Here is a 20,972-nt window from a genome sequence, read left to right on the forward strand (position 1 = left end):
CCGGGAACTTTAGAAGCGCCGGCAGGCATTCGCAACAGATTCAGGCTATGAGCGCGATGGATGCAAACCTGCCATGCGCTCATCGCTCATGACAGGCGCTGCACACCCGGCAGCTCGCAAGCGTAGATGGCATTGCGCAAGGCGGCGATGGCCTCGTAGCGGGTGAAGCTGCGGCGCCACGCCAGCACCACGCGGCGCATCGGCGGCTCGCGCCCTTCGGCATCGCGCACCGGCAGGTAGCGCACCATGGCCTCGGGCTCGCGCCGGCTCTTGGGCTTGGCCTTGAGCGCCTCTTGCGGCACCGACAGGCGCGGCACCAGGGTCACGCCCATGCCCGAGGCCACCATGTGCTTGATGGTCTCCAGCGACGAGCCCTCGAAGCTCTTGCGGATACCTTCCGCATTGCTGGAAAAGCGGGCGAACTCGGGGCACACCTCCAGCACGTGGTCGCGAAAGCAGTGACCGGTGCCCAGGAGCAGCATGGTCTCGTTCTTCAACTCGTCGGAAGTCACGGATTCGCGCTGCGCCAGCGCATGATGGGTGGGCAGCGCCGCCATGAAGGGCTCGTCGTACAGCTGGGCGATCGCCAGGCCGGCGTCCGGGAACGGCTCGGCCATGATGGCGCAGTCGATCTCGCCGGCGCGCAGCATGTCCAAAAGCTTGGCGGTGAAGTTCTCTTGCAGCATCAGCGGCATCTGCGGCGTGCGCGCGATGTTCTGGCGCACCAGGTCGGGCAGCAGGTAGGGGCCGATGGTGTAGATCACGCCCAGCTTGAGCGGGCCGGCCAGCGGGTCCTTGCCGCGCTTGGCGATCTCCTTGATGCTGGCGGCCTGGTCGAGCACGCTTTGCGCCTGCTGCACGATCTGCTCGCCCAGCGGCGTGACGGTCACTTCGCCGGCGCTGCGCTCGAACAGCTTGACCTCCAGCTCGTCCTCGAGCTTCTTGATCGCCACCGACAGTGTGGGCTGGGATACGAAGCAGGCTTCCGCTGCCTTGCCGAAATGCCGCTCGCGCGCCACTGCAACGATGTATTTGAGTTCCGTCAGGGTCATAGCTTGCGTCAATTATGCGCAGCCACGATGACCGACGGGGAAATCAGGCCTTGAGGTACTCCGCGCGCGTGCCCAGCCACCGGTCGATATGGCGCTGCGCCAGCTGCGGATGCTCGGCCAGCATGCGCGGCGCCAGCTCGCGCGCCCAGTCCAGCAAGTGCGTGTCGGTGGCCAGGTCGGCAAAGCGCAGCAGCGGCGCGCCGGACTGGCGCGCGCCGAGGAATTCGCCGGGCCCGCGGATCTCCAGGTCGCGCCGCGCGATCTCGAAGCCGTCGCTGGTCTCGGCCATGGCGCGCAGCCGGGCGCGCGCCGCTTCGCCGACGCGGCCGCCCTCGTTGGCCGAATAGAGCAGCACGCAGGCCGAGGCCGCGGCGCCGCGACCCACCCGGCCGCGCAACTGGTGCAGTTGCGACAGGCCGAAGCGCTCGGCGTGCTCGATCACCATCAGCGAGGCGTTGGGCACGTCCACGCCCACCTCGATCACCGTGGTGCTCACCAGCACATGCAGACGGCCGGCGCTGAACTCGGCCATCACCGACTGCTTCTCGGCCGTGGGCATGCGCGAATGCAAGAGGCCGACACCGACCGCCTCGCCCAGCGCATCGGCCAGCTCGTCGCGGGTGGTGGTGGCGTTGCGCAGGTCGACCGCCTCGCTTTCCTCGATCAACGGGCAGACCCAATAGACCTGGCGGCCTTGCTGGAGCTGGGCCTGGATGCGTTCGACGACCTCATCGCGCCGGTGGTCCGCCACCAGCTTGGTCACCACCGGCGTGCGGCCGGGCGGCAGCTCGTCCAGGGTGGAGACGTCCAGGTCGGCGTAGTAGCTCATCGCCAGGGTGCGCGGGATCGGGGTGGCGCTCATCATCAGGAGATGCGGCTCCAGGCCTGCGTCCGCCTTGCCACGCAGGGCCAGGCGCTGGGCGACGCCGAAGCGGTGCTGCTCGTCGATGATGGCCAGCGCCAGCTTCTTGAAGCGCACTTTTTCCGAGATCACGGCATGGGTGCCGATGACCAGCGCCGCTTCGCCGCTTTCCACCGCGGCCGACATTTCGTCGCGTTCCTTTTTCTTCTGGCTTCCGGTGAGCCAGGCCACGCGCAGGCCGCGGCTGCGCAACAAAGGATCCAGCCAATCGACCAGCTTGCCGAAATGCTGCGAGGCCAGGATCTCGGTGGGCGCCATCAGCGCGCATTGGTGCCCCGCGTCGATGCAAAGCGCCGCCGCCAGCGCCGCCACCACCGTCTTGCCAGAGCCGACATCGCCTTGCAGCAGTCGGTGCATGGGCACCTCGCGCGCGAGGTCGCGGCCGATCTCTTCCCCCACCCGGCGCTGGGCACCGGTCAGGGCGAATGGCAGCACGGCCAGCAATTGTTCGGCCAGGGATTCCTTGCCGGCCTCGCGCGCCAGAACCGGTGCCCGCTGCGCAGCCCGCTCGTTGCGCGCCTGCATTTGCGACAACTGCTGCGCCAGCAACTCCTCGGCCTTGATGCGCTGCCAGGCCGGATGGCTGTGGTCTTCCAGCGTGGCCATGGCGACGTCCGGCGCCGGGTAGTGCAGGAAGTTCAGCGACCGGCGCAGGTCCCAGGCCGGCTGCCAGTCGGACGCGGCCGGCAGGGTTTCATCCAGCCGCGCGCGCGCCAGGCCGGAGCGCACCTCGCGCCGCAGCGCCGGCTGGGCCAGGCCCGCGATGGTGGAATAGACCGGCGTCAGCGCCTCGGGCAGCTCCGTTCCCGCCGCCTTGACGGTGGGATGCATCATCGTGCGGCCCAGGAAACCACCCCGCACTTCGCCGCGCACCCGCACCCGCGCGCCCACCGCCAACTGCTTTTGCTGCGAGGGATAGAAATTGAAGAAGCGCAACTGGCAGGTGTCGCTGCCGTCATCCACCGTCACGATCAGTTGGCGGCGCGGGCGAAAGACCACTTCGTTCGACGTGACCGCCACTTCGATCTGCGCCATCTCGCCGTCGCGCACGTCCGAAAGGCGCACGACGCGCGTCTCGTCCTCGTAGCGCATCGGCAAGTAGAGGGCGAAGTCGATGTCGCGCACCAGGCCCAGTTTGCGCAGCGCGCGCTGCACCGCGCTCAGGCCGGCGCCGGGCGCTGCTGGAGCGGCGGCTGGCGAGGGCTTTTCGCGCGATGCGGGCTGGGAGTCGGCGGGCATGGGACAATTCTGCCCGCCCCGCTCGGGGCGCTTTTGTTTTTCTTCCCATGCCAACCTTGGCACGGGCCCGTCCGGCCCTCAAGAACATGCGCAGTTTCACGCTTTCCGATTTCGATTTTTCGCTGCCGCCCGAACTGGTGGCACAGCATCCCGCGCCCGAGCGCAGTGCCTCGCGCCTGCTCGACGGCACCGGTCCCGCGCCTGTGGACCGCATCTTCAGCAGCCTGCCTTCCCTGCTGCGCGCCGGCGATCTGCTGGTGTTCAACGACACCCAGGTGGTGAAAGCGCGGCTGTTCGGCGAGAAGCCGACCGGCGGCAAGCTCGAGTTGCTGGTCGAGCGCGTCTTGCAAGGGCCGGAGGTGGTGGCCCACATGAAGGTGAGCAAGAAGCCGCCTGTCGGAACCACGCTGCAGATGGTCGGCGGCTTTCGCGCCACCCTGCTCGGGCGCTGGCCCGACGAGGACGGCGCCCTGTTCCGTTTTGCTTTCGAGAGCGATGCGAACGAGGATCCGTACGCACTGATGGCCCGCTGCGGCCACGTGCCGCTGCCGCCCTACATCACCCATACCGATTCGCAGGAAGACGAGCGCCGCTACCAGACGGTGTTTGCCCGCGTGCCCGGCGCCGTGGCGGCACCCACTGCCGCGCTGCACTTCGACCAGGCGCTGCTGGCCGAGATGGACGCACGCGGCATCGCGCGCGCCAATGTCACGCTGCACGTCGGCGCCGGCACCTTCCAGCCGGTGAAGACCGAGAACATCGCCGAGCACGCCATGCATGCCGAGCGCTACGAAGTGCCGCTGGCCACGCAGCAAGCCATCGCCGCGTGCAAGGCGCGTGGCGGGCGCGTGGTGGCGGTCGGCACGACCACGGTGCGCACGCTCGAATCCTGGGCCAGCAGCGGCCAGGCGTGCGGCGACACCCGCATCTTCATCACGCCGGGCTTCCAGTTCCGTCATGTCGACCTGCTGGTGACCAACTTCCATCTGCCCAAGAGCACCTTGATGATGCTGGTGAGCGCCTTTGCCGGGTACGAGCGCGTGGTGGCGCTCTATGCGCACGCCATCGCCCAGCGCTACCGATTCTTCAGCTACGGCGACGCGATGCTGCTCGCGCGCCAGAAAGACGACGACACGACATGCTGAACTTCCAACTCCTCGCCACCGACCCCGCGAGCCACGCGCGCCGCGCCACGCTGACGCTCAACCACGGCGTGGTGCAGACGCCGATCTTCATGCCGGTGGGCACCTACGGCACCGTCAAGGGCGTGATGCCGCGCAGCCTGGAGGAGATGGGCGCGCAGATCATCCTGGGCAACACCTTCCACCTGTGGATGCGCCCCGGCCTGGACGTGATGGCCAGCTTTGGCGGGCTGCACCAGTTCGAAAAGTGGAGCAAGCCCATCCTCACGGACTCGGGCGGCTTCCAGGTCTGGAGCCTGGGCGCGATGCGCAAGATCAGCGAGGAAGGCGTCAAGTTCGCCTCGCCGGTGAATGGCGACAAGCTGTTCCTGACGCCCGAGGTGTCGATGCAGATCCAGACGATCCTGAATAGCGACATCGTCATGCAGTTCGACGAGTGCACGCCCTACGACACCAACGGCAAGCTCACGACCGAGGCGCAGGCACGCAGCTCGATGGAGTTGAGCCTGCGCTGGGCCAAGCGCTGCCAGGCCGAGTTCGCCCGCTTGTCCAATCCCAACGCGCTGTTCGGCATCGTCCAGGGCGGCATGTTCGAGAAGCTGCGCGAGGAATCGCTGGCGCAGCTGGTCGAGCTGGACTTCCCCGGCTACGCGATCGGCGGCGTCAGCGTGGGCGAGCCCAAGGACGAGATGCTGCGCATCATGGCGCACACGCCACATCGCCTGCCGGCCAACAAGCCGCGCTACCTGATGGGCGTGGGCACGCCGGAGGACCTGGTGCAGGGCGTGGCCGACGGCGTCGACATGTTCGACTGCGTGATGCCCACGCGCAACGCGCGCAACGGCACCCTCTTCACCCGCTACGGCGACCTGAAGATGCGCAATGCGCGCCACAAGAGCGACCCGCAGCCCATCGACCCCAGCTGCACCTGCCATGCCTGCGCCGGCGCCGGCGGCGTGCCGTGGAACGACGGCGGACGCGAGGGCTTCTCGCGCGCCTACCTGCATCACCTGGACCGCTGCGGCGAGATGCTGGGCCCGATGCTGACCACCGTGCACAACCTGCACTACTACCTGAACCTGATGCGCGAGATCCGCGAGGTGCTGGACGCCGGCACCTTCAGCCAGTTTCGCGCGCAGTTCAAGGCCGATCGGGCGCGCGGGGTCTAGCCGCCGCTCTGGCCGCCGCGCGCCAGCTCGCCTAGCGCGGGCTCCAGCCGCGGATGCTGGAAGACATAGCCGGCCGCCAGTGCCGCACGCGGCGCCACGACCTGCCCCGCGAGCAGCAGGTCGGCCATCTCGCCGGCCAGCCAACGCAAGGGCGCGGCTGGCAGGCGCAGCCATTGGCCGCGTCCAAACGAGGCCGCCATGGCCTTGGCCAGCCGCTCCTGGGATGGCGTGTCGGGCGCGACGGCGTTCACCGGACCGCGCAAGCCATCGTTCGCCAAGGCAAAGCGGATGAGGCCGACGGCGTCATCCACATGCACCCACGGCGCCGGCTGCCGCCCGCTGCCGAGCACGGCACCCAGGCCCAGGCGGGCGCCCAGTGCCAGCATGGGATAGGCGCCGTCGCCCCGCCCGAACACCACGCCGAATCGCAGCCGCACGACGCGCACGCCGAGGGCTTCGGCGCGCTGCGCCTCGTGCTCGATCGCGCTGCACAGCGCGGATTGAAACTGGCCGGCCTGCGGCGATGCCGTCTCGTCCAGCGGCTCGGAAGACGAGGACTGCGGCGTGGCCCCGTAGTAGCCGACGGCCGACGCGCCAACCAGTACCCGCGGCGGCTGCGCCAGGCGGCGCATCAGATCGAGCAGCGCCTGTGTCACGCCGACCCGGCTGTCCAGCAGCGTGCGCCGGCGCGCAGCCGTCCATGGCAGGCCCAGCACCCGCGCTCCAGCCAGATGGACCATGGCGTCGATGCGCGTCTCGGATGGAATGGCGTCCAGGCTTTCCACCACCCACACATCGGGGCCAAACATGGCGCGCGCCTGCCGGCCATCGCGCGACAGTGCAATCAGCCGGCGCCTCTCGCGCTGCAGTTGCGCCATCAGCGCACGGCCGATGAAGCCGGTGGCGCCGGTGACGAGGATGGCGGGCCTCGTTTCGCCTTCAGACGCATCCGTCATGGTCAAGAAATTCAAGCGGATTCGGTGCCCATGTTGAACACATCGATCGGCTTTGGCGAATACAACTGACGGCGCAAAGGTCTAGGACCTGTTTCGCGACTCCGTAAGTAGTGTGAACAGGCCCTAGCGCCGCAAGTGCAAGTGCGACTCAGCCCGGCACGGGCTCGTTCGGCACCCCATGCGCCACCGTCCCGCACGCATGGCAGAACTTCGAGAACGCGCTCTTGCGCGCATCGCACTTGCCGCAGTGGTCGAACAGGCCGATGCCGCAATGCGGACAGAAGTCGATCTCGGTGTTCTTCAGATCCACCGGGCGCTCGCAGCCGGGGCAGACGGTTTTGGCCAGCCGCGCCAATGCGGTGTCGTAGCTGAGTTCTTCGCGCCGCACCTGGTCGGGCTGCTGTTCGGCCAGCTTCTGGCGGGCCAGGTAGCGGTTGAGCGCCAGGATGGCGTAACGGCCCGCCAACACCGTGAGCACGATGCCCACCAGGTAGCGCACATAGCCGCCGTAGCTGGGAAGGTAGGGCACCAGCTCGACGAAAAAGGCGAACAGCGCAAAGAAGATGAAGCCCCAGACAAAGGGCCAGTAGGTGCTCTTGCGCTTCTTCACAAAAAGCCAGGCGGCCAGCACCAGAAGTGGCAAGGTGAGGGCCAGGCGGTAGGCAAAGACGCGCAGCTCCACACGACGCGATTCCTTTTGCAGCCTCTCGCCGGCTTCGCGCGTCAGGGTCGACAGCTGTTCGCGCGCCCTCGCTTGGGCCTGCCGCGCATCGAGGGCGCGCTGCCGCTGCGCCTGCACCTTCTTCTGCGCCTCGTCCTCGGCCGCCTTCAGCGCGTCGAGCGATTTGGTGCGTGCGATCAGTTCCGCATCCTGGTCCGGCAGCTGGGTCGCGTGGCGCGTCGACAGCCAGTTGGAAAAGGTCTCGCGTGCGTTGCGGTTGGCCTGACGGGCCGCATCCAGGCGCAGTTCGGTTTGTTCCAGCTCGCTTTGGGCTGCCTTGCGCGCCTCCTCGGTCTGGTTGATCGTCTGGCGCAAGGGGTCGGCAGCGCCTCGGTCCATGAAGTCTTCCAGCGCCAGCGGCTGCTCCACCCGCGGCAGGTCACCCACGATGGCGCTGCCCAGGCCGATCAGGAAGCCCGCGAATATCAGCGCCACCAGCCAGAGGCCGCGGCGAAACCACTTCTCGGAAAGTCTTAGGGATTTGCTCATGAGGTGTCTTGCGGTTCTTTGCTTACTGCATGGGAAAGAGGTAGAGCCCGGCCAGGATGGCCGCCAGCACGGCCAGTACCAGCTGCGGCACGATGGGTGCAAGCAGATGGCGCCAGCGTGAAGGCGTGGCGCCGACCGCGTTGTCCGGGGCGAGATTGAAACTGCCAGGGCGACTCATGAGCGGCTCCTCGGCTGACGATGGCAAGACTGCATTCGAAGCTCCTCGCAAGGTGATCAAGGGGAGACGAATGATCGACGCCGCGTTGAAGCCATGGCATCACCAGAACAGCCAAGTGCCACCAACAAGGCCTCGAAGTATCGGCATTCCATACTTCAAGACGCCTCTTGGCTCAGCGCCCCAGCAGATCGTCGCGCGTGAAGGGCCGCTCGATGCCGGCCAGCCGAACCGCCGCGCGTTCGAGCAGGCCCTGGGTCGGCGCGGCATTGCCCGGTTGCTGGTAGACCAGCGGCAGCAGCAGGCTGAGCACCACCATCGAGGCACGCAGCTTCGGATGCGGCATGCGGTGTTGCATGGCCAGAAAGGCGGCGCTGGCAGCGGCTCCCAGCAGAAAACCGATCGCCACTTCCGACCAGGAATGCGCAAACAGCGCCAGCCGCGAGACACCGATGCCCGCAGCCAACAGCCAGCCGACGATGACCAGCGCCACCCGCAGCGGATGGCTTGCACGCGAAGCCACCAGCCACAGTGCCACCGGCCAGACGGCGGCCGACAGCATCGTGTGGCCGCTGATGCCGGTGAAGTTCAGGCGGGCGCTGCCGATGCCCCAGCCCAGGAAGGCCAGCTTGGATACCAGCACCATCAGGCTGGCGGCGCCGAAGATCAGGGTCCAGGCCCAGGCCGCGGGCCAGGTGCGGCGCGCCGAGGCGAGCCACATCGCGATCAACAATGCGGCCGGTAGCAGCAGGCCACTGTCGCCCAGCCAGGTGACGTGCTGCCAGAAGCCTTCCGGCAGGCTGTAGATGGCGCGCCAGAATGCGTCGCGCATGTCTCCCATCGCGCCGTCAACCCGCGTTCAGCAGCTCGCCCACGCGCCGGTGCAAGGCATCGGGCTGTGCTTCGGCCTGCGGCATGGCGTGGCCGACGCGCAGGCCGACCCGGCTCCAGATGCCGCGGCGGAAGGGCCGCACCATGGCCACGTTCTCGCCGCCTTGCACTTCGACGCGGCTGAAGAAGGAGCCCCACAGATTGGTCAGCGCCATCGGCACCACCGGCACGGCCAGCCCTTCGGCCTGGGCCGCATCGAGGATCTTCTTCACCCCGCCCTTGAAGGGCTGCAGCTGGCCGTCGCGGGTGATGGCGCCTTCGGGGAAGATGCCCAGCAGATCGCCATCGCGCAGCACCTGGGCGGCCTGCTCGAAAGCACGCTCGTACGCCTGTGCATCGTCCTTTTGCGGCGCAATCGGAATCGCCTTGGCCAGCTTGAACAGCCAGCCCAGCACCGGCACGCGGAAGATCCGGTGATCCATGAGGAAGCGGATCGGCCGCGGGCTGGCCGCCATCAGCAGCACGGCGTCGACAAAGCTCACGTGGTTGCACACCAGCAGCGCCGCGCCGGTGTCCGGAATGTGTTCGTCGCCACGCACCTTGAAGCGGTAGACCAGGCGCGACAGCACCCAGGCCACGAAACGCAGCAGGTATTCCGGCACCAGAAGGAAGATATAGAGCGCCACCACCGCGTTGGCAATGCCGGTGAAAAGGAACACCTGCGGAATGCTGAAGCCCGCCGCGAGGAGCGCGCCGGCGATCACCGAGCTGCCGATCATGAAGAGGGCATTCAGGATGTTGTTGGCGGCGATGATTCGCGCCCGGTGCGTGGGCTGGCTGCGCAGCTGGATCAGGGCATACATCGGCACGCTGTACAGGCCGGCGAACAGCGACAGCAGACCCAGGTCGGCCATCACCCGCCAGTGCGCCGGTTGCGCCAGGAAAGCGGCCAGGCCCATGGTGGGCGAATCCGGCAGGCCGCGCGAGCCAAAGTACAGGTCGACCGCGAACACGCTCATACCGATGGCACCCAGCGGCACCAGGCCGATCTCCACCTGGCGGCGGCTCAAGGTTTCGCACAGGAGCGAGCCGATGCCGATGCCGACCGAGAACACCACCAGCAGCAACGAGGCCACCTGCTCGTCGCCATGCAGCACCTCCTTGGCGAAGCTTGGAAACTGGGCCAGGAATACGGCGCCGAAGAACCACATCCAGGAGATGCCAAGGAGCGAGCGGAACACCACCACATTGCCGTGCGCCAGCTTCAGGTTGCGCCAGGTTTCGCTGATCGGGTTCCAGTTGATCTTGAGGCCGGCATCGGTGGCCGAGGTGGCCGGAATGGCCTGCGACACAGCACGCCCGACCAGCGCCAGCAGAACGCAGGCGATGGCCACCGCTTCATGGCCGATCTGCGGCATGGCCACCAGCAGTCCGCCCGCCACCTGGCCCAGCAGGATGGCCACGAAGGTGCCCATCTCGACCATGCCGTTGCCGCCGGTGAGCTCGTGCGAATCAAGCACTTGCGGCAGGTAGGCGAACTTGACCGGCCCGAACAGCGTGGAATGCAGGCCCATCAGGAACACGCAGGCCAGCAACACCACCGCATCGGCGCGCAAAAAACCCCAGACGGCGATCAGCATGATCGCGATCTCCAGGCTTTTCACAAAGCGGATGACGCGCGTCTTGTCGTACTTGTCGGCGATCTGGCCGGCAGTGGCCGAGAACAGCAGAAAGGGCAGGATGAACAGTGCACCGATCACCAAGCCCGCCATGGCCGGCGGCATCCAGTCCAGCTGCAGCTGGTAGGTCACCATCACGGTGAAGGCGAACTTGAACAGGTTGTCGTTGGCCGCCCCGGCGAACTGCGTCCAGAAGAAGGGCGCGAAGCGGCGCTGGCCCAGCAGCGCAAACTGGTTGGAATGCGCAGCCGGCGGCGGGCTGGCAGCGGAAGACGTGGTGCTGGCAAGCGTGTTCAAGGCGATGCCCTCTTCTTGTTGCGGTCCAGGGAAAGAAGCGGCACCCAGGTGCCGCGCACGGGAACGAGGCCGGCTCGCTTGTATCAAGCTGTGACGGCAGCCGCCGGCGCATTGTGCACGAGGGGACGCTCTTGCAGAGCGCGCACGGCGCGCAGCACCGGGATCGCGGCCAGGGCTGCTACCAGATGCTTGAGCGAGTGGCCCGAGATCAGGTGCTGGGTCGCTTCGAACACCGCGCCATCGGCCATCTCGAAGAGCTTGGCGAGCGCGTAGGCCGCGATGATCCAGCCCAGCTTGAGTTGCATGGACCGCGTGCCGTCGCAGAGCGGCCGCAGCAGTGCCATGCCGAGCACCAGCGCGATGCCACCGAATTGCACCACCGCCCAGGGCGTCACATTGCCGGTCTCATGAAAGACGGCCACCGCAAGCAAGCCGGCCGTCAGTGCAATGCAGGCCGCCGGCCAACCGGCGCGCTGGCTCACGCGGTCGCACACCGCCAGGCCCAGCACGCCGGCAAAGGCCACCGCCATGGCAGCACGGTCGCCGGCCAGGCGAAGCACGTCGTCGGGCTGCAGGTGATAGAAGGCCGAGCCGGCCGCCACCAGCACCAGGCCGGCAAAGAACAGCCAGGCACAGTCCAGGGCGTTGACCGGCAACTCGTCGTGCGCCAAGCCTGTGGCCGCCCCCTCGTGCCCGTGCTCATGGGCATGCTCCAGGCCGTGCAGCCGGTGCAGTCCGATCAGGCCCAGCACAAGAAAGGGCAGGTTGCTCAGCACATCCAGCGCGTTGGGCAGGCTGGCCAGGGCGCGGGTGTCCGCAAACTGCATGCTGCCCGCGCCCGGCCCGGTGATGTCCGGCGCCAGCAGGGCCAACAGCAGCAGCACGACGGCAGCGCCGATCAGGCAGGCTTCGCGGCGCGCCAGGCGGCGCGGCGATCGGATCGGCATCGAAGCATTCATGGGGCAGCTCCTTCAGGAAGGTGTAGGCGCCGCAATGTAGGCCGCTGCTTTCGACCAGGCATCAACAATTGATACGAGGTAACTATTCAGGACTTTCGGTATTGTCCAGCTATACCAACCAACAAGAAAGACGGGCGACGTGAGCACCACCATCGATCTGGTCCAGGCCCTCAAGAACGAGCTCAAGAACGCCCGCATGACCTACGCGGACTTGGCGCGATCGCTGGACATGGCCGAATCCAGCGTCAAGCGCATGCTGGCCAAGGGCGACATGCCGCTCAGCCGGGTCGACGCCATCTGCCGCGCCCTGAAGATCGACTTTGCCGAGCTGGCGCGCCGCGTGGCCGACGCCCAGCCCCTGCTCAAGGAGCTGACGCAGGAACAGGAACGAGCGGTTGTCAGGGACAAGAAGCTCCTTTTGTGCGCCATCTGCGTGCTGAGCCAGTGGACCCTGGAGCAGATCGTTGCCGCCTACCGCATCACCGAAGCCGAGTGCATCGGCTGCCTGGTGCAGCTGGACCGCATCGGCATCATCGAGTTGCGGCCGCAGAACCGCTACCGCCTGAAGCTCGCCAAGACCTTCCGCTGGCGCGCCCACGGTCCGGTGATGGATTTCTTTCGCGAGCATGTGGTGCTCGACTACTACAAGGGCGGCTTCGATGCGCCGGGCGAAGGCCTGATGCTGGTGCACGGGGAAATCAGCCGCGCGCTGGCGCCGTCCTTTCTGGATCGGCTGCAACGGGTGGCGCAGGACTTTGCCCAGCAGCACCAGGCCGATCAGAAGATGGCGGCGCGCGACCGCGAGGGCTACACCCTGCTCCTGGGCATGCGCAGCTGGGAGTTCGAGGCCTTTGCCCAACTGCGGCGGCCCGACGCCCGTCAGTCGCTTACGAAGACGGTCAGTACGCCGGTGTAGCCGTAGAGGTGATGCCGCGCGATCTCGCCGGCGGCGAAGAAGCCCACCAGCGGCACATCGCCCAGCGCGTGGCGCACGATCTGCATCTCGGCGCCCGGCGCCCCGAAATGCGGCCCGCCACGGCCCGAGCAGCTCACGTAGACGGCGCCAGCCATGCGCCGCGCCGGATGCGGGCTGGCTTCGGCTTCGCCGGCCGCCAGGGCGCTGGCCACTTCCAGCGTCTGTTCTTCGGGCTCCAGCTCTTCGCGGATCTCGGCGCAGATGCGCATCAGGTCGGCCCGCGCAGTTTGCGCGTTGCGTCGCACGAAGGTCATGCGCATGCCCGCCTCGGCCTGATCGGCGATGGCGATGCCGCGGCGCGTCGGGTCCAGGCCGATGATGTGGCGCACCAGCACATCGGCGCCCAGGTCGCCGGTGCGGCGCAAGCCGTCGCTGCCAGGGCTGGACAAGCCGACCAGCGTGGCGCGCACCGCCTCGATGGCCTGCTGCGGCTCGTCGAGCGAAACGCGCAGGTCGGCCAGCAAAACGTCCAGCGCCGGCTCGCCGTCGATGGTGAGCAGCAGGTTGCCGTCGGCCTCGGTGATCTGGCGTTCGGGCGACACCGGCTGGCAGCCCTGGGTGACGCGCGACACCAGGCGCACGCCTTGGCCGAACACCACGCCCGACAAGCCGCCGGAGAACACGCCGCTGGCCGCGCCCTGGCCGCTGATGTTTCCGTTGCCGCCGATCGCGAACTGCGGCGTCGGGCCCCGGCCCGACGAGAGACCGCCGAACAGGTAGCCGGTTTCGGTGCGCGCCGACAGGTCGCCGATCAGGTCCGGCAGGTCGTGTGTGGCCGGGTCGGCGTGGACCAGCGCGGTGTAGGCCTGGAAGTTCTGGTTCGGTCCGCCCGCGCGCGGCATGTCGGCATTGCCCAGCGGCGCCACGCCGGAGAACACGCGGAACTGGTCGCTGGGCAGCTCGCACAGCATGACGGCCAGCGCCGGCTCGTCGAAGTACTCGGCATTGTTGGCCGCGATGCCGATGCCGACGGTGCCGGACCAGTCGGTGATTTCGGGCAGTTCGGCGCTCAGGAAATCGAGAATCTCCTGTGCATCAGGCACCAGAAGATCGGTGATGTAGAGCAGGCCGAGTGTGGGCGCGGATGCGTAGTCGGGCTGCGTCATCTGGGCGCGCAATTGCGCCAGGACAAGGCCCGCGGCCGTCCGCCATTGCGGATGGGTGGCATGACCGGATGGAAAGAGCTTCATGGGAGGCCGAGAGGGGGAGAAAGCCCCCTTCACCCCCCGATTACAGCACTTAACGTTGACGCGCAGTGGTGCTGCCCCGCTTGCGCGCAGGGGCCTTTTTGGCGCCCTGCGCGGGCGCGCGCTTCTTGGCCGGCGCGCGCTCTTTCTTGGGTGCCAGCACGTTGGGCATCTTGAGCTGCGCGGCCTCTTGCAGCGCCGTGGTCGCGATCTGCTGGAACTGCTGGGTCAACGCACCCCACAGGGCCATCGGATCGACCGCGCCAGCTGCAGCCTTCGGCGATTCGGATGGGGCCTGTTCGGCAGCAGGCTCTTCTTTGTCGGCGGCTTTTTCCCCGGCCGGTTCCGGCTTTGGCGCAGTCGGCGGTTTCTCGGCCTTGGTGGTGTTGGCGGCCATGCTGGCCGCCCCGCCGGTGAAGGCCTTGGCCAGGTCTTCCATGCGCAGGTTCATGCCTTGCAAGGTCGACAGCGTCATCTTCTGCACTTCCAGCGCCTGAATGGTGGCCTTCAGCGCATGCAGGTTCTGTTCGAGCCAGAACTGCACCGCCTTCAGCTCCTGGATGCGCTTGTCGACTTCTTCCACGCTGAGCGTGGGCGCGATCCAGTTCGAGATGCCGGGGATGCTCGGTATGCCCGGCATGCCGGGCATGCCGGGCAGCCCGGTCTTGGCTGCCGCGCCGGCGGCACCGTTGCCGCCGGCGCTGGCGCCCGTGGCCAGGTTCTTCAGGAAGTCGAAACCGGGGACGAACTGATCGAAAAAGAAGGACGGCTTGTCGCTCATCGGATGTCTCCCCGCGCTGATGGTTGGTGTTGGGCCGCCAGAGCTTATACCCCGGCCGCGCACCCTCTCTTCAGTGCTTGTGCTGATGCCCGCCGTGCGCCGGGGCAGCGCCGCCGGGTGCGCCGATTGCCACCGGCAGTTGCAGCTTCTGCTCGCTCGCCACGCCCTTGGCGTCGACGAAGCGCAGGGTCAGCGGCACCGTCGAACCCACGGCGATGGGCTGCTTCAGGTCCGTCAGCATCAGGTGGTAGCCGCCCGGCGTGAGCTCCACCGTCTGGCCGGCGGGCAGTTGCAGCCCGTCGCTCAACGCGCGCATCTTCATGGTGTCGCCCTCCATCTTCATCTCGTGCACCTCGGCCACGCCGGCCACCGGCGTGGAGGCGCCGACCAGGCGCGTGGCGGCGGGTGCCTTCAGCTTCATGAAGGCGCCGGTGCCGCTCTGGCCCGGCACGGCGCGCCGCACCCAGGCCTCGCTCACTTCGACCGCTGCCGCGCCGCCCGGCGCCGACACCAGCAGGCGCGCCGCCGGGAAGTCCGGCTTGGGCGCCGATGCGTCGCTGGCCGGAATCTGCGCCCAGTCGGCGCTGCCGGCATCGCAGGTCTGCAGCACCTTGAACCACAGCGTGCCGGGCTTGTCGGTCAGCTTGCCACGCACGATGAACTGCGCCTTCTCGTCGGCCGGCAGCGCCGTCTGCGCCGACACGGCCTTCCAGTTGACTTCGTTGGCGCCGGCGTTCAAGCGCCAGCCCTCGCGCGCTTCGGCCGTCTGCACGGTAAAGCCGGCCGGCACGCGCACGGTAATGCCGGTGGTGGCCTTGGCGCCCTTGCAGGCATGGCCGACGCGAAAGGCCGCCACGTAGTCGCTGCCGGCGCTGGCGCTGCCTTCGGCCAACGTGACATGGGCGGATGCGGCACCCGCTGCCGCCAGCGCCATGCAGGCCGCAAGGGCGCGCAACGGGGTGGAAAGTTTCGATGCGTTCATGCTGTGTTTCTCCTGAACTGAAAAGAGGTCAAAGATCGAATCGCAGCTGCGCGGTGTAGGTGCGCTGCGGGTAGGGGTGGAAGTTCCAGTGCGGGTCGTTGTTGAGGTTGTCGATGCCGAAGGCCGCCGACCACTGGCGGTTGATCTGGTAGCGCACGCGCATGTCGACCACGAAGTACTTGCTGGCGCCGAAATAGGCATCGCCGTTGACGTCGCTGTTGTCGAGCTGCGAGTATTGCTGGCCGCTGTAGCGGGCCGCGGCCGTCAGCGCCCAGTGTGCATCGGGCCGCCAGGTGGCATAGACAGTGGAGCGCCAGCGCGGCACGCGCGGCTGCCACTTGCCCACGCTGGCCGGGAAGGCGGCGTTCTCCACGATCTTCGAATCGGCAAAAGTCAGGCTGGCGCCGAACTCCACGCCGCGGACCAATAGGTCTTGGCCGCTGTAGGCCAGCTCGAGGCCGCTGGTGCGCACCTTGTCGACGTTCTGCACGCGCGACACCGCGGGGTTGGTGTCGGGAATCTGCTGTGTGTAGAGCGCGTCCTCGGTGATCTCGTGGAAAAGCGTGGCGCGCGCCAGGCCCTTGCCCAAGTCCTTCTCGGCCGACAACTCGCCGGTCCATGACTTCTCGGCCTTCAGGTCGGGGTCGTTGACAAAGGACAGGGCACCGCCCGAAGTCGCGCCATACAGCTCGCCGACGGTGGGGTAGCGCACCGCGCGCCCCACCGAGCCCTTGAGCACGGTGTCCTGCGTGAGCTGGTAGGCCAGCGCCGCCTTGGGCGACACGTCGTTCTCGCTGCGCTTGGCGTAGCTCAGCCGGCTGCCGGCCGTGGCGCTCAAGCCGTCGCTGGCGCGCCAGTCCTCCCAGCGCAGGCCCAGCACCGCCTTCCATTTCGGCGCGAAAGCCCAGGCGTCCTGCACCCAGGCGCTCCAGGTTTCGGTGCGGCCGCCGACCTCGCTGACCAGGCTGCCGGCGGGGCCCACCAGCCAGTTGCCGACGATGTGGGTCTTGAGGATGTCGAGCGTGTAGGCGTCGCGCCCGACGCCGAAGTCGACGATGTGCGCACCGCCCACGCCCTGCGGCCGCCAGGTGCCCTTGGCGGCCAGGGTGTTCCAGCCGGTGCCGTCCTGGTCCTGCAGGGTGCCGGCGCCGCCGGTCTGCGCCAGCGGCAGCGACACCGTCGGCGCGCGCTGCTGGTCCTTGGCGTAGTCGTACAGGCTGGCCGCCACCTCCCAATCCCAGGTGCCGTTCGTACGGCTCTTCAGCGACAGGCCGTGCATGGAGTGGGTCTGGGTGTCGTTGGTGAGCGGGAAGGCGGTGGCCCCCAGGCTGTATGTTCGGCCTTCGATGTTGATCGGGCCGCTGTAGACCGGCTGCCCGGCTGCGTTGCGCAGATAGCTTTCGGGCCGGCCCTCCGAACTGTTCTGCCACCAGCCGAGGGTGTAGCTGGCCCGCACCGTGGGCGAGAAGTCGTAGGCCAGCTTGAGCTTGGCATGGTCTTGCACCGTGTGGTACTGGGTCCCGGTGCCCAGGATGTACCAGGGATTGTTCTTGGTATCCAGACCGGGCACGTAGCCGGTCACCGGCACGCCCTTCGATCCCGACGCCTTGTTGACCGTGGTGAAGGTCTGCGGCTGCCCCTGGCTGTCGGTGTGGTTCAGGTCGATCCACCAGGACCAGTCGCCGCTTTTGCTGCCCAGCGAGGCGCTGGTCTGCCAGGCGTTGAAGGTGTCTTTGGTGTTGTACAGGGAGAAGGGCTGCGACGAGAAGCCGGCCGATACGTGGGCCTCCAGTTGCGTCGGCATGCGCGTCACATAGTCGACCACCGCGCCGGCCGAGTTGCCCGGGTAGGCGGCGGAGAAGGGACCGTACATGACGTCGACCCGCTCGATCTCTTCGGGCGTGACCATGCCCCAGCGCGGCGCATAGTTGCTGCCGTTGGCGATGCCATTGCCCAGGTAGTTGGACAAGAGGATGCCGTCCGCGTACACCGCCGAGCGCGCGCTGTTGCCGGTGCCCGAGGCCCGGGTCGACAAGATGGCGTGGTTGTAGTCGCCGATGTAGCGCTTGCGCACCAGCAGGCTGGGCAGGTACTTGAGGGCGTCCTCGCTGTCGGTGGCATTGATGCGCGTGTCGATTTCCTCGCGCGTGATGCCTTCGATGGTGGTCGGAATCTGGGTCGGCAGCGAGGTCGGCTGGCCGCCGCTGACGGTGACCACGCCCAGCGACTTGCTGCGCTCGGGCGCGTCGGAAGGCGATGCCGGCTGCGCCCAGGCCCGCATCGCCAGCGCGGGAAACGCGGCGACCAGCGCCAGCGAAAGATGGGTTCTGTTCATGGGGAGCACTCGCCGGCGCCCGCGTTGGGCGCCGAATCTCGGGGAAAGGGCCGCGGCGCCCTACCCGTCGAGGCGGGCGCTGGCGCAGCGGAACTTGCTGGCGGAGATCAGGCGAGCGCTGGCGGCCCCCGCGCCGGCAGCGGCGCAGCGGTCGCGGCGGCCAGGCGGGCCGCGGGAATGGACTGGAGCGCGCGGCCCAGCGGCAGGGGATGAACGAAATCCGGCGCGTCGGCCGCCGGGGGCGGCGCTGCCGAAATGGCGCACAAGGGGCAGTCCAGGTGGCTGGAACCCAGCTCGCGGGCCCCGTCATCGGTCTTGACCACCACCTTGATGGCCCCGGCGCTGGAGCACACCAGCTCCATGTCCTGCGGATTCACCAGCGGCGATGCCACCGCCACGCCCAGCGACAGTGCAAACCAAAGCAGCACGAGGCGGCCGATTTGCGGGAGATGTCGAAGGGCTTGCATGACGCCCGGATTATCCGCGAACGCCCGCATCGGTAGACAATGACGCGACAAACGACACGATTACTCACATGTCCATTTTTCACCTCGCCTTCCACGTCCGCGACCTCGACCAGGCGCGCCGTTTCTACGGCGACGTGCTGGGCTGCGCCGAAGGCCGCAGCACCGACACCTGGGTCGACTTCGACTTCTTTGGCCACCAGATTTCGCTGCACCTGGGCGAGCCCTTTGCCACCACCCGAACCGGCAAGGTAGGCAACGTGATGGTGCCGATGCCGCACTTCGGCCTGGCGCTGCAACTGGATGAATGGAAGGCCCTGGCCGAGCGGCTGCAGGCCGCCCGCACCGAATTCGTGCTGGCGCCGCAGGTGCGATTCGAAGGACAGCCGGGCGAGCAGTGGACCATGTTCTTTTGCGATCCCTTCGGCAATCCGATCGAGGTGAAGGGCTTCCGCTCGCTGGACACCGTCTACGCCACTTGAGACAGAACCGCCAAGGCAACATTGCCATGAACAGCTGGGGTGCCGGCATCCTGATGGCCTGCATGTTGGGCCTGGGCCCGGTGGCCGGGCTCGCCCGCGCCGCGGCGCCGCCGCCACCACCCCAGATCTGCGACATCGACGGCACGGCAGTGCAGCCTGCCAACCCGGCCAGCACCGCGGGCAAGAGCGGCGTGCTGCGCTGCAAGGACCCGGCCAGCGGACGCCTGCTGCGCGAATCCACCTACGACAGCGGGCAGGAGCTCGGCCTGGCGCGCAGCTTCCATCCGGACGGCAGGCTCAAGCGCGCCGCCTACCGCACCGAGCCCGGCGGCGAGCGAGCGGTGGCCGAGTTCAGCACGCGGGGCCAGCTCACTTTTCTGCGCTGCGCCGACAAGCCGATGCTGCAACCGGTGGTGGAAGACCGGCGCTTGTGCGGCTTCGACAAGGCGGCGTCCACGGTGGAACTGTTCGACGACAAGGGCGTGCTGCGCTCGCGCCTGGTCTATCTGCACGGCAGGCGGCTGCGCGCCGAGAGCCTCTATGACAACGGCAAGGTGGCCGCGCAAGAAGAGCTCGCCGGCAACCAGCGCGTGGAGCGGCAGTTTTCGTCGGCCGGCATCAAGCGCCGCGAATCGGTGTGGCTGCTGCAAGAGCGTGGCCGCACGGTGCGCCAGCGCGTCCTCGAGTACTCCGAACGGGGCGCCCTGCTGCGCGAGCAGCGCTGGGATGCCAGCGGCGAGCCGCTGCGCGACGACAGCTACTTCGCCAGCAACGGTCAGCCCAAGAGCAAGCAGAACTTCAGCGGCAGCGGCGACCGGCGCGTCGCCGACGTCGTCGAGTTTCACGAGAACGGCCAGCGCGCGGCCCAAGGCCGCTTCCTGGCGCCGGCACGTGCGCCGCTGCTGCCGGTCGGCACGCACTGCCGCTTCAACGAGCAGGGCACGATGGTGGCCGAGCTGAACTACGACGACAAGGGCCGCCTGATCCAGGAGCGCAGTTGGGACGACAGCGGCCGGCTGCTGCGCGAGGAGCCTGCCCCCGGCGACGCGGCCAGCAAGCTGCCGTCGCAGTAGTCGCCCGCCCGTCCCGGAGCGCGGCCTTTCCTTCAGAGGCTCTCTCAGCCTCTCAGTCCAGCTTGACGCCGGTCGCCTTGATGACGGGCCCCCAACGCTGCGATTCGGCACGGGCCAAGGCAAAGAACTGCTCGGGCGAGCCAGGCATGGCCTCCATGCCGAAATCGGCAAAGCGCTTTTGCACCGCGGGCGTGGTGAAGGCCTTGTTCAGTTCGCCGTTGAGGCGCTGCACCACCGGCGCCGGCAGGCCGGCCGGGCCCAGGATGCCCTGGAAGGCAAACACCTCGCTGTTGGGCACGCCCACCTCGGCCAGGGTCGGCACGTTGGGCAGCAGCTTGGAGCGCTGGCCCGAGCCGATCGCCAGCACGCGCACCTTGCCCGACTGCATGATCGGCAGGCCCGAGGCCAGGTCCAGGAACATGCAGGGCACCTGCCCGCCCATCACGTCGGCCATGGCCGGCGCCGCGCCACGGTAGGGAATGTGCGTGATGAAGGTCCCGGTGCGGTTCTTGAACATCTCCATCGCCAGGTGATGCGGCGAGCCGTTGCCCGGCGAGGCGTAGTTCAGCTTGCCCGGGTTGGCCTTGGCGTAGGCCAGGAAGGCCTTGAAGTCCTTGGCCGGGAAATCCGGGTTGACCACCAGCGCCAGCGGGAACTTGCCGATCGCGCCGATGTAGCTGAAGTCCTTGGCCGGGTTGAAAGGCAGCTTGGTGAACAGGTATTCGTTGAAGGCCAGCACGGCGTTGTCGGCCGACATCAGCGTATAGCCGTCCGGCTTGGCGCGCGACACCAGCTCGGCGCCGATGTTGGTGGAAGCGCCGGGCCGGTTGTCGATGATGAGCTGCTGGCCCAGGCTCTGGCGCATGGCTTCAGCCAGGGTGCGCGCAATGACGTCGGTGCCGCCGCCCGCCGGATAGGGCACCACCCACTTGATGACCTGGTCGGGGTAGTTGCCGTTTTGCGCGCGCGCCCACGGCGCGGCCAAGGTGGCGCCGGTGGCTGCGAGGCTGGCGAGAAGTGTTCTGCGGTCCATCGAGAAAGTCTCCTTGTTTGATTGCGAA

At 67.9% G+C, this 20,972-nt stretch carries 19 protein-coding genes; 5 read left to right on the forward strand and 14 right to left on the reverse strand.

Annotation, left to right across the window (positions count from 1 at the left end):
• Nucleotides 1–86 precede the first annotated feature (86 nt).
• The gene (locus ACIPRI_RS17410) at nt 87–1,052 is read right to left on the reverse strand and encodes a LysR substrate-binding domain-containing protein (protein ID WP_446622716.1); all 966 of its coding nucleotides are present in this window, start codon (nt 1,050–1,052) and stop codon (nt 87–89) included.
• 43 nt (nt 1,053–1,095) lie between these two features.
• Nucleotides 1,096–3,213, reverse strand: a complete 2,118-nt coding sequence (recG, locus tag ACIPRI_RS17415) for an ATP-dependent DNA helicase RecG (protein ID WP_446622717.1) — start codon at nt 3,211–3,213, stop codon at nt 1,096–1,098.
• Between the two features lie 86 nt (nt 3,214–3,299).
• Here recG and queA point away from each other — a divergent pair, with 86 nt between their 5' ends.
• Together queA and tgt are read left to right on the forward strand one after the other, a co-directional pair.
• Nucleotides 3,300–4,358: a tRNA preQ1(34) S-adenosylmethionine ribosyltransferase-isomerase QueA gene (gene queA / locus ACIPRI_RS17420; RefSeq protein WP_446622718.1), complete on the forward strand. Its 1,059-nt coding sequence runs from the start codon at nt 3,300–3,302 to the stop codon at nt 4,356–4,358.
• Nucleotides 4,352–5,524, forward strand: coding sequence for a tRNA guanosine(34) transglycosylase Tgt (gene tgt, locus ACIPRI_RS17425; RefSeq protein ID WP_446622719.1), 1,173 nt, complete (start codon nt 4,352–4,354; stop codon nt 5,522–5,524). Before queA ends, tgt begins: the two co-directional genes overlap by 7 nt.
• Here the strand turns inward: tgt and ACIPRI_RS17430 are convergent.
• The 6 genes from ACIPRI_RS17430 to ACIPRI_RS17455 form a co-directional block, all read right to left on the reverse strand.
• Complete coding sequence (locus ACIPRI_RS17430; protein ID WP_446622720.1) at nt 5,521–6,480, reverse strand: TIGR01777 family oxidoreductase; 960 nt, start codon at nt 6,478–6,480, stop codon at nt 5,521–5,523. The two genes, tgt and ACIPRI_RS17430, sit on opposite strands and share 4 nt — an antisense overlap.
• Before the next feature lie 148 nt (nt 6,481–6,628).
• Complete coding sequence (locus ACIPRI_RS17435) at nt 6,629–7,690, reverse strand: serine endopeptidase (RefSeq protein WP_446622721.1); 1,062 nt, start codon at nt 7,688–7,690, stop codon at nt 6,629–6,631.
• A 22-nt stretch (nt 7,691–7,712) separates the two neighbouring features.
• Entirely contained in the window at nt 7,713–7,868 is a 156-nt protein-coding gene (locus ACIPRI_RS17440) for a hypothetical protein (RefSeq protein ID WP_446622722.1), read from the reverse strand.
• Nucleotides 7,869–8,040: 172 nt separating this feature from the next.
• Nucleotides 8,041–8,697 carry a phosphatase PAP2 family protein gene (locus ACIPRI_RS17445; protein ID WP_446622723.1) on the reverse strand — a complete coding sequence of 219 codons (657 nt, stop codon included), beginning with the start codon at nt 8,695–8,697 and terminating at the stop codon, nt 8,041–8,043.
• 16 nt (nt 8,698–8,713) lie between these two features.
• On the reverse strand, nt 8,714–10,672 hold the full coding sequence (locus ACIPRI_RS17450; protein WP_446622724.1) for an MFS transporter: 1,959 nt from the start codon (nt 10,670–10,672) through the stop codon (nt 8,714–8,716).
• Between the two features lie 83 nt (nt 10,673–10,755).
• Nucleotides 10,756–11,631 carry a hypothetical protein gene (locus ACIPRI_RS17455; RefSeq protein WP_446622725.1) on the reverse strand — a complete coding sequence of 292 codons (876 nt, stop codon included), beginning with the start codon at nt 11,629–11,631 and terminating at the stop codon, nt 10,756–10,758.
• A 139-nt stretch (nt 11,632–11,770) separates the two neighbouring features.
• Between ACIPRI_RS17455 and ACIPRI_RS17460 the strand changes: the two genes are divergently transcribed.
• The gene (locus tag ACIPRI_RS17460; protein ID WP_446622726.1) at nt 11,771–12,547 is read left to right on the forward strand and encodes a helix-turn-helix domain-containing protein; all 777 of its coding nucleotides are present in this window, start codon (nt 11,771–11,773) and stop codon (nt 12,545–12,547) included.
• Here the strand turns inward: ACIPRI_RS17460 and ACIPRI_RS17465 are convergent.
• The 5 genes from ACIPRI_RS17465 to ACIPRI_RS17485 form a co-directional block, all read right to left on the reverse strand.
• The gene (locus ACIPRI_RS17465; RefSeq protein ID WP_446622727.1) at nt 12,511–13,797 is read right to left on the reverse strand and encodes an FIST signal transduction protein; all 1,287 of its coding nucleotides are present in this window, start codon (nt 13,795–13,797) and stop codon (nt 12,511–12,513) included. The genes ACIPRI_RS17460 and ACIPRI_RS17465 overlap by 37 nt on opposite strands.
• A 49-nt stretch (nt 13,798–13,846) precedes the next feature.
• Complete coding sequence (locus tag ACIPRI_RS17470) at nt 13,847–14,575, reverse strand: PhaM family polyhydroxyalkanoate granule multifunctional regulatory protein (RefSeq protein ID WP_446622728.1); 729 nt, start codon at nt 14,573–14,575, stop codon at nt 13,847–13,849.
• A gap of 70 nt (nt 14,576–14,645) precedes the next feature.
• Complete coding sequence (locus ACIPRI_RS17475; RefSeq protein WP_446622729.1) at nt 14,646–15,557, reverse strand: copper chaperone PCu(A)C; 912 nt, start codon at nt 15,555–15,557, stop codon at nt 14,646–14,648.
• A 28-nt stretch (nt 15,558–15,585) separates the two neighbouring features.
• Nucleotides 15,586–17,892 carry a TonB-dependent receptor gene (locus ACIPRI_RS17480; RefSeq protein ID WP_446622730.1) on the reverse strand — a complete coding sequence of 769 codons (2,307 nt, stop codon included), beginning with the start codon at nt 17,890–17,892 and terminating at the stop codon, nt 15,586–15,588.
• A 107-nt stretch (nt 17,893–17,999) separates the two neighbouring features.
• A complete protein-coding gene (locus tag ACIPRI_RS17485) occupies nt 18,000–18,359 on the reverse strand; it encodes a hypothetical protein (protein WP_446622731.1) in 360 nt (119 codons plus the stop codon).
• 68 nt (nt 18,360–18,427) lie between these two features.
• Here ACIPRI_RS17485 and ACIPRI_RS17490 point away from each other — a divergent pair, with 68 nt between their 5' ends.
• Both ACIPRI_RS17490 and ACIPRI_RS17495 read left to right on the forward strand, forming a co-directional pair.
• Nucleotides 18,428–18,838, forward strand: coding sequence for a VOC family protein (locus ACIPRI_RS17490; RefSeq protein ID WP_446622732.1), 411 nt, complete (start codon nt 18,428–18,430; stop codon nt 18,836–18,838).
• Nucleotides 18,839–18,864: 26 nt separating this feature from the next.
• Nucleotides 18,865–19,911 (forward strand): toxin-antitoxin system YwqK family antitoxin, encoded by a 1,047-nt coding sequence (locus ACIPRI_RS17495; RefSeq protein ID WP_446622733.1) that lies wholly within the window; start codon nt 18,865–18,867, stop codon nt 19,909–19,911.
• Between the two features lie 52 nt (nt 19,912–19,963).
• Here ACIPRI_RS17495 and ACIPRI_RS17500 read toward each other — a convergent pair whose 3' ends face one another.
• Complete coding sequence (locus ACIPRI_RS17500; protein ID WP_446622734.1) at nt 19,964–20,944, reverse strand: Bug family tripartite tricarboxylate transporter substrate binding protein; 981 nt, start codon at nt 20,942–20,944, stop codon at nt 19,964–19,966.
• Between the last annotated feature and the right edge of the window lie 28 nt (nt 20,945–20,972).

The organism is Variovorax sp. LARHSF232, from assembly GCF_052871435.1.

What these genes read in the sequence shown, in the direction of transcription:
- ACIPRI_RS17410 (WP_446622716.1), bottom strand. Translation starts at nt 1,052, where the DNA reads ATGACCCTGACGGAACTCAAATACATCGTTGCAGTGGCGCGCGAGCGG.
- recG (WP_446622717.1), bottom strand. Translation starts at nt 3,213, where the DNA reads ATGCCCGCCGACTCCCAGCCCGCATCGCGCGAAAAGCCCTCGCCAGCC.
- queA (WP_446622718.1), top strand. Translation starts at nt 3,300, where the DNA reads ATGCGCAGTTTCACGCTTTCCGATTTCGATTTTTCGCTGCCGCCCGAA.
- tgt (WP_446622719.1), top strand. Translation starts at nt 4,352, where the DNA reads ATGCTGAACTTCCAACTCCTCGCCACCGACCCCGCGAGCCACGCGCGC.
- ACIPRI_RS17430 (WP_446622720.1), bottom strand. Translation starts at nt 6,480, where the DNA reads ATGACGGATGCGTCTGAAGGCGAAACGAGGCCCGCCATCCTCGTCACC.
- ACIPRI_RS17435 (WP_446622721.1), bottom strand. Translation starts at nt 7,690, where the DNA reads ATGAGCAAATCCCTAAGACTTTCCGAGAAGTGGTTTCGCCGCGGCCTC.
- ACIPRI_RS17440 (WP_446622722.1), bottom strand. Translation starts at nt 7,868, where the DNA reads ATGAGTCGCCCTGGCAGTTTCAATCTCGCCCCGGACAACGCGGTCGGC.
- ACIPRI_RS17445 (WP_446622723.1), bottom strand. Translation starts at nt 8,697, where the DNA reads ATGCGCGACGCATTCTGGCGCGCCATCTACAGCCTGCCGGAAGGCTTC.
- ACIPRI_RS17455 (WP_446622725.1), bottom strand. Translation starts at nt 11,631, where the DNA reads ATGAATGCTTCGATGCCGATCCGATCGCCGCGCCGCCTGGCGCGCCGC.
- ACIPRI_RS17465 (WP_446622727.1), bottom strand. Translation starts at nt 13,797, where the DNA reads ATGAAGCTCTTTCCATCCGGTCATGCCACCCATCCGCAATGGCGGACG.
- ACIPRI_RS17470 (WP_446622728.1), bottom strand. Translation starts at nt 14,575, where the DNA reads ATGAGCGACAAGCCGTCCTTCTTTTTCGATCAGTTCGTCCCCGGTTTC.
- ACIPRI_RS17475 (WP_446622729.1), bottom strand. Translation starts at nt 15,557, where the DNA reads ATGAACGCATCGAAACTTTCCACCCCGTTGCGCGCCCTTGCGGCCTGC.
- ACIPRI_RS17480 (WP_446622730.1), bottom strand. Translation starts at nt 17,892, where the DNA reads ATGAACAGAACCCATCTTTCGCTGGCGCTGGTCGCCGCGTTTCCCGCG.
- ACIPRI_RS17485 (WP_446622731.1), bottom strand. Translation starts at nt 18,359, where the DNA reads ATGCAAGCCCTTCGACATCTCCCGCAAATCGGCCGCCTCGTGCTGCTT.
- ACIPRI_RS17490 (WP_446622732.1), top strand. Translation starts at nt 18,428, where the DNA reads ATGTCCATTTTTCACCTCGCCTTCCACGTCCGCGACCTCGACCAGGCG.
- ACIPRI_RS17495 (WP_446622733.1), top strand. Translation starts at nt 18,865, where the DNA reads ATGAACAGCTGGGGTGCCGGCATCCTGATGGCCTGCATGTTGGGCCTG.
- ACIPRI_RS17500 (WP_446622734.1), bottom strand. Translation starts at nt 20,944, where the DNA reads ATGGACCGCAGAACACTTCTCGCCAGCCTCGCAGCCACCGGCGCCACC.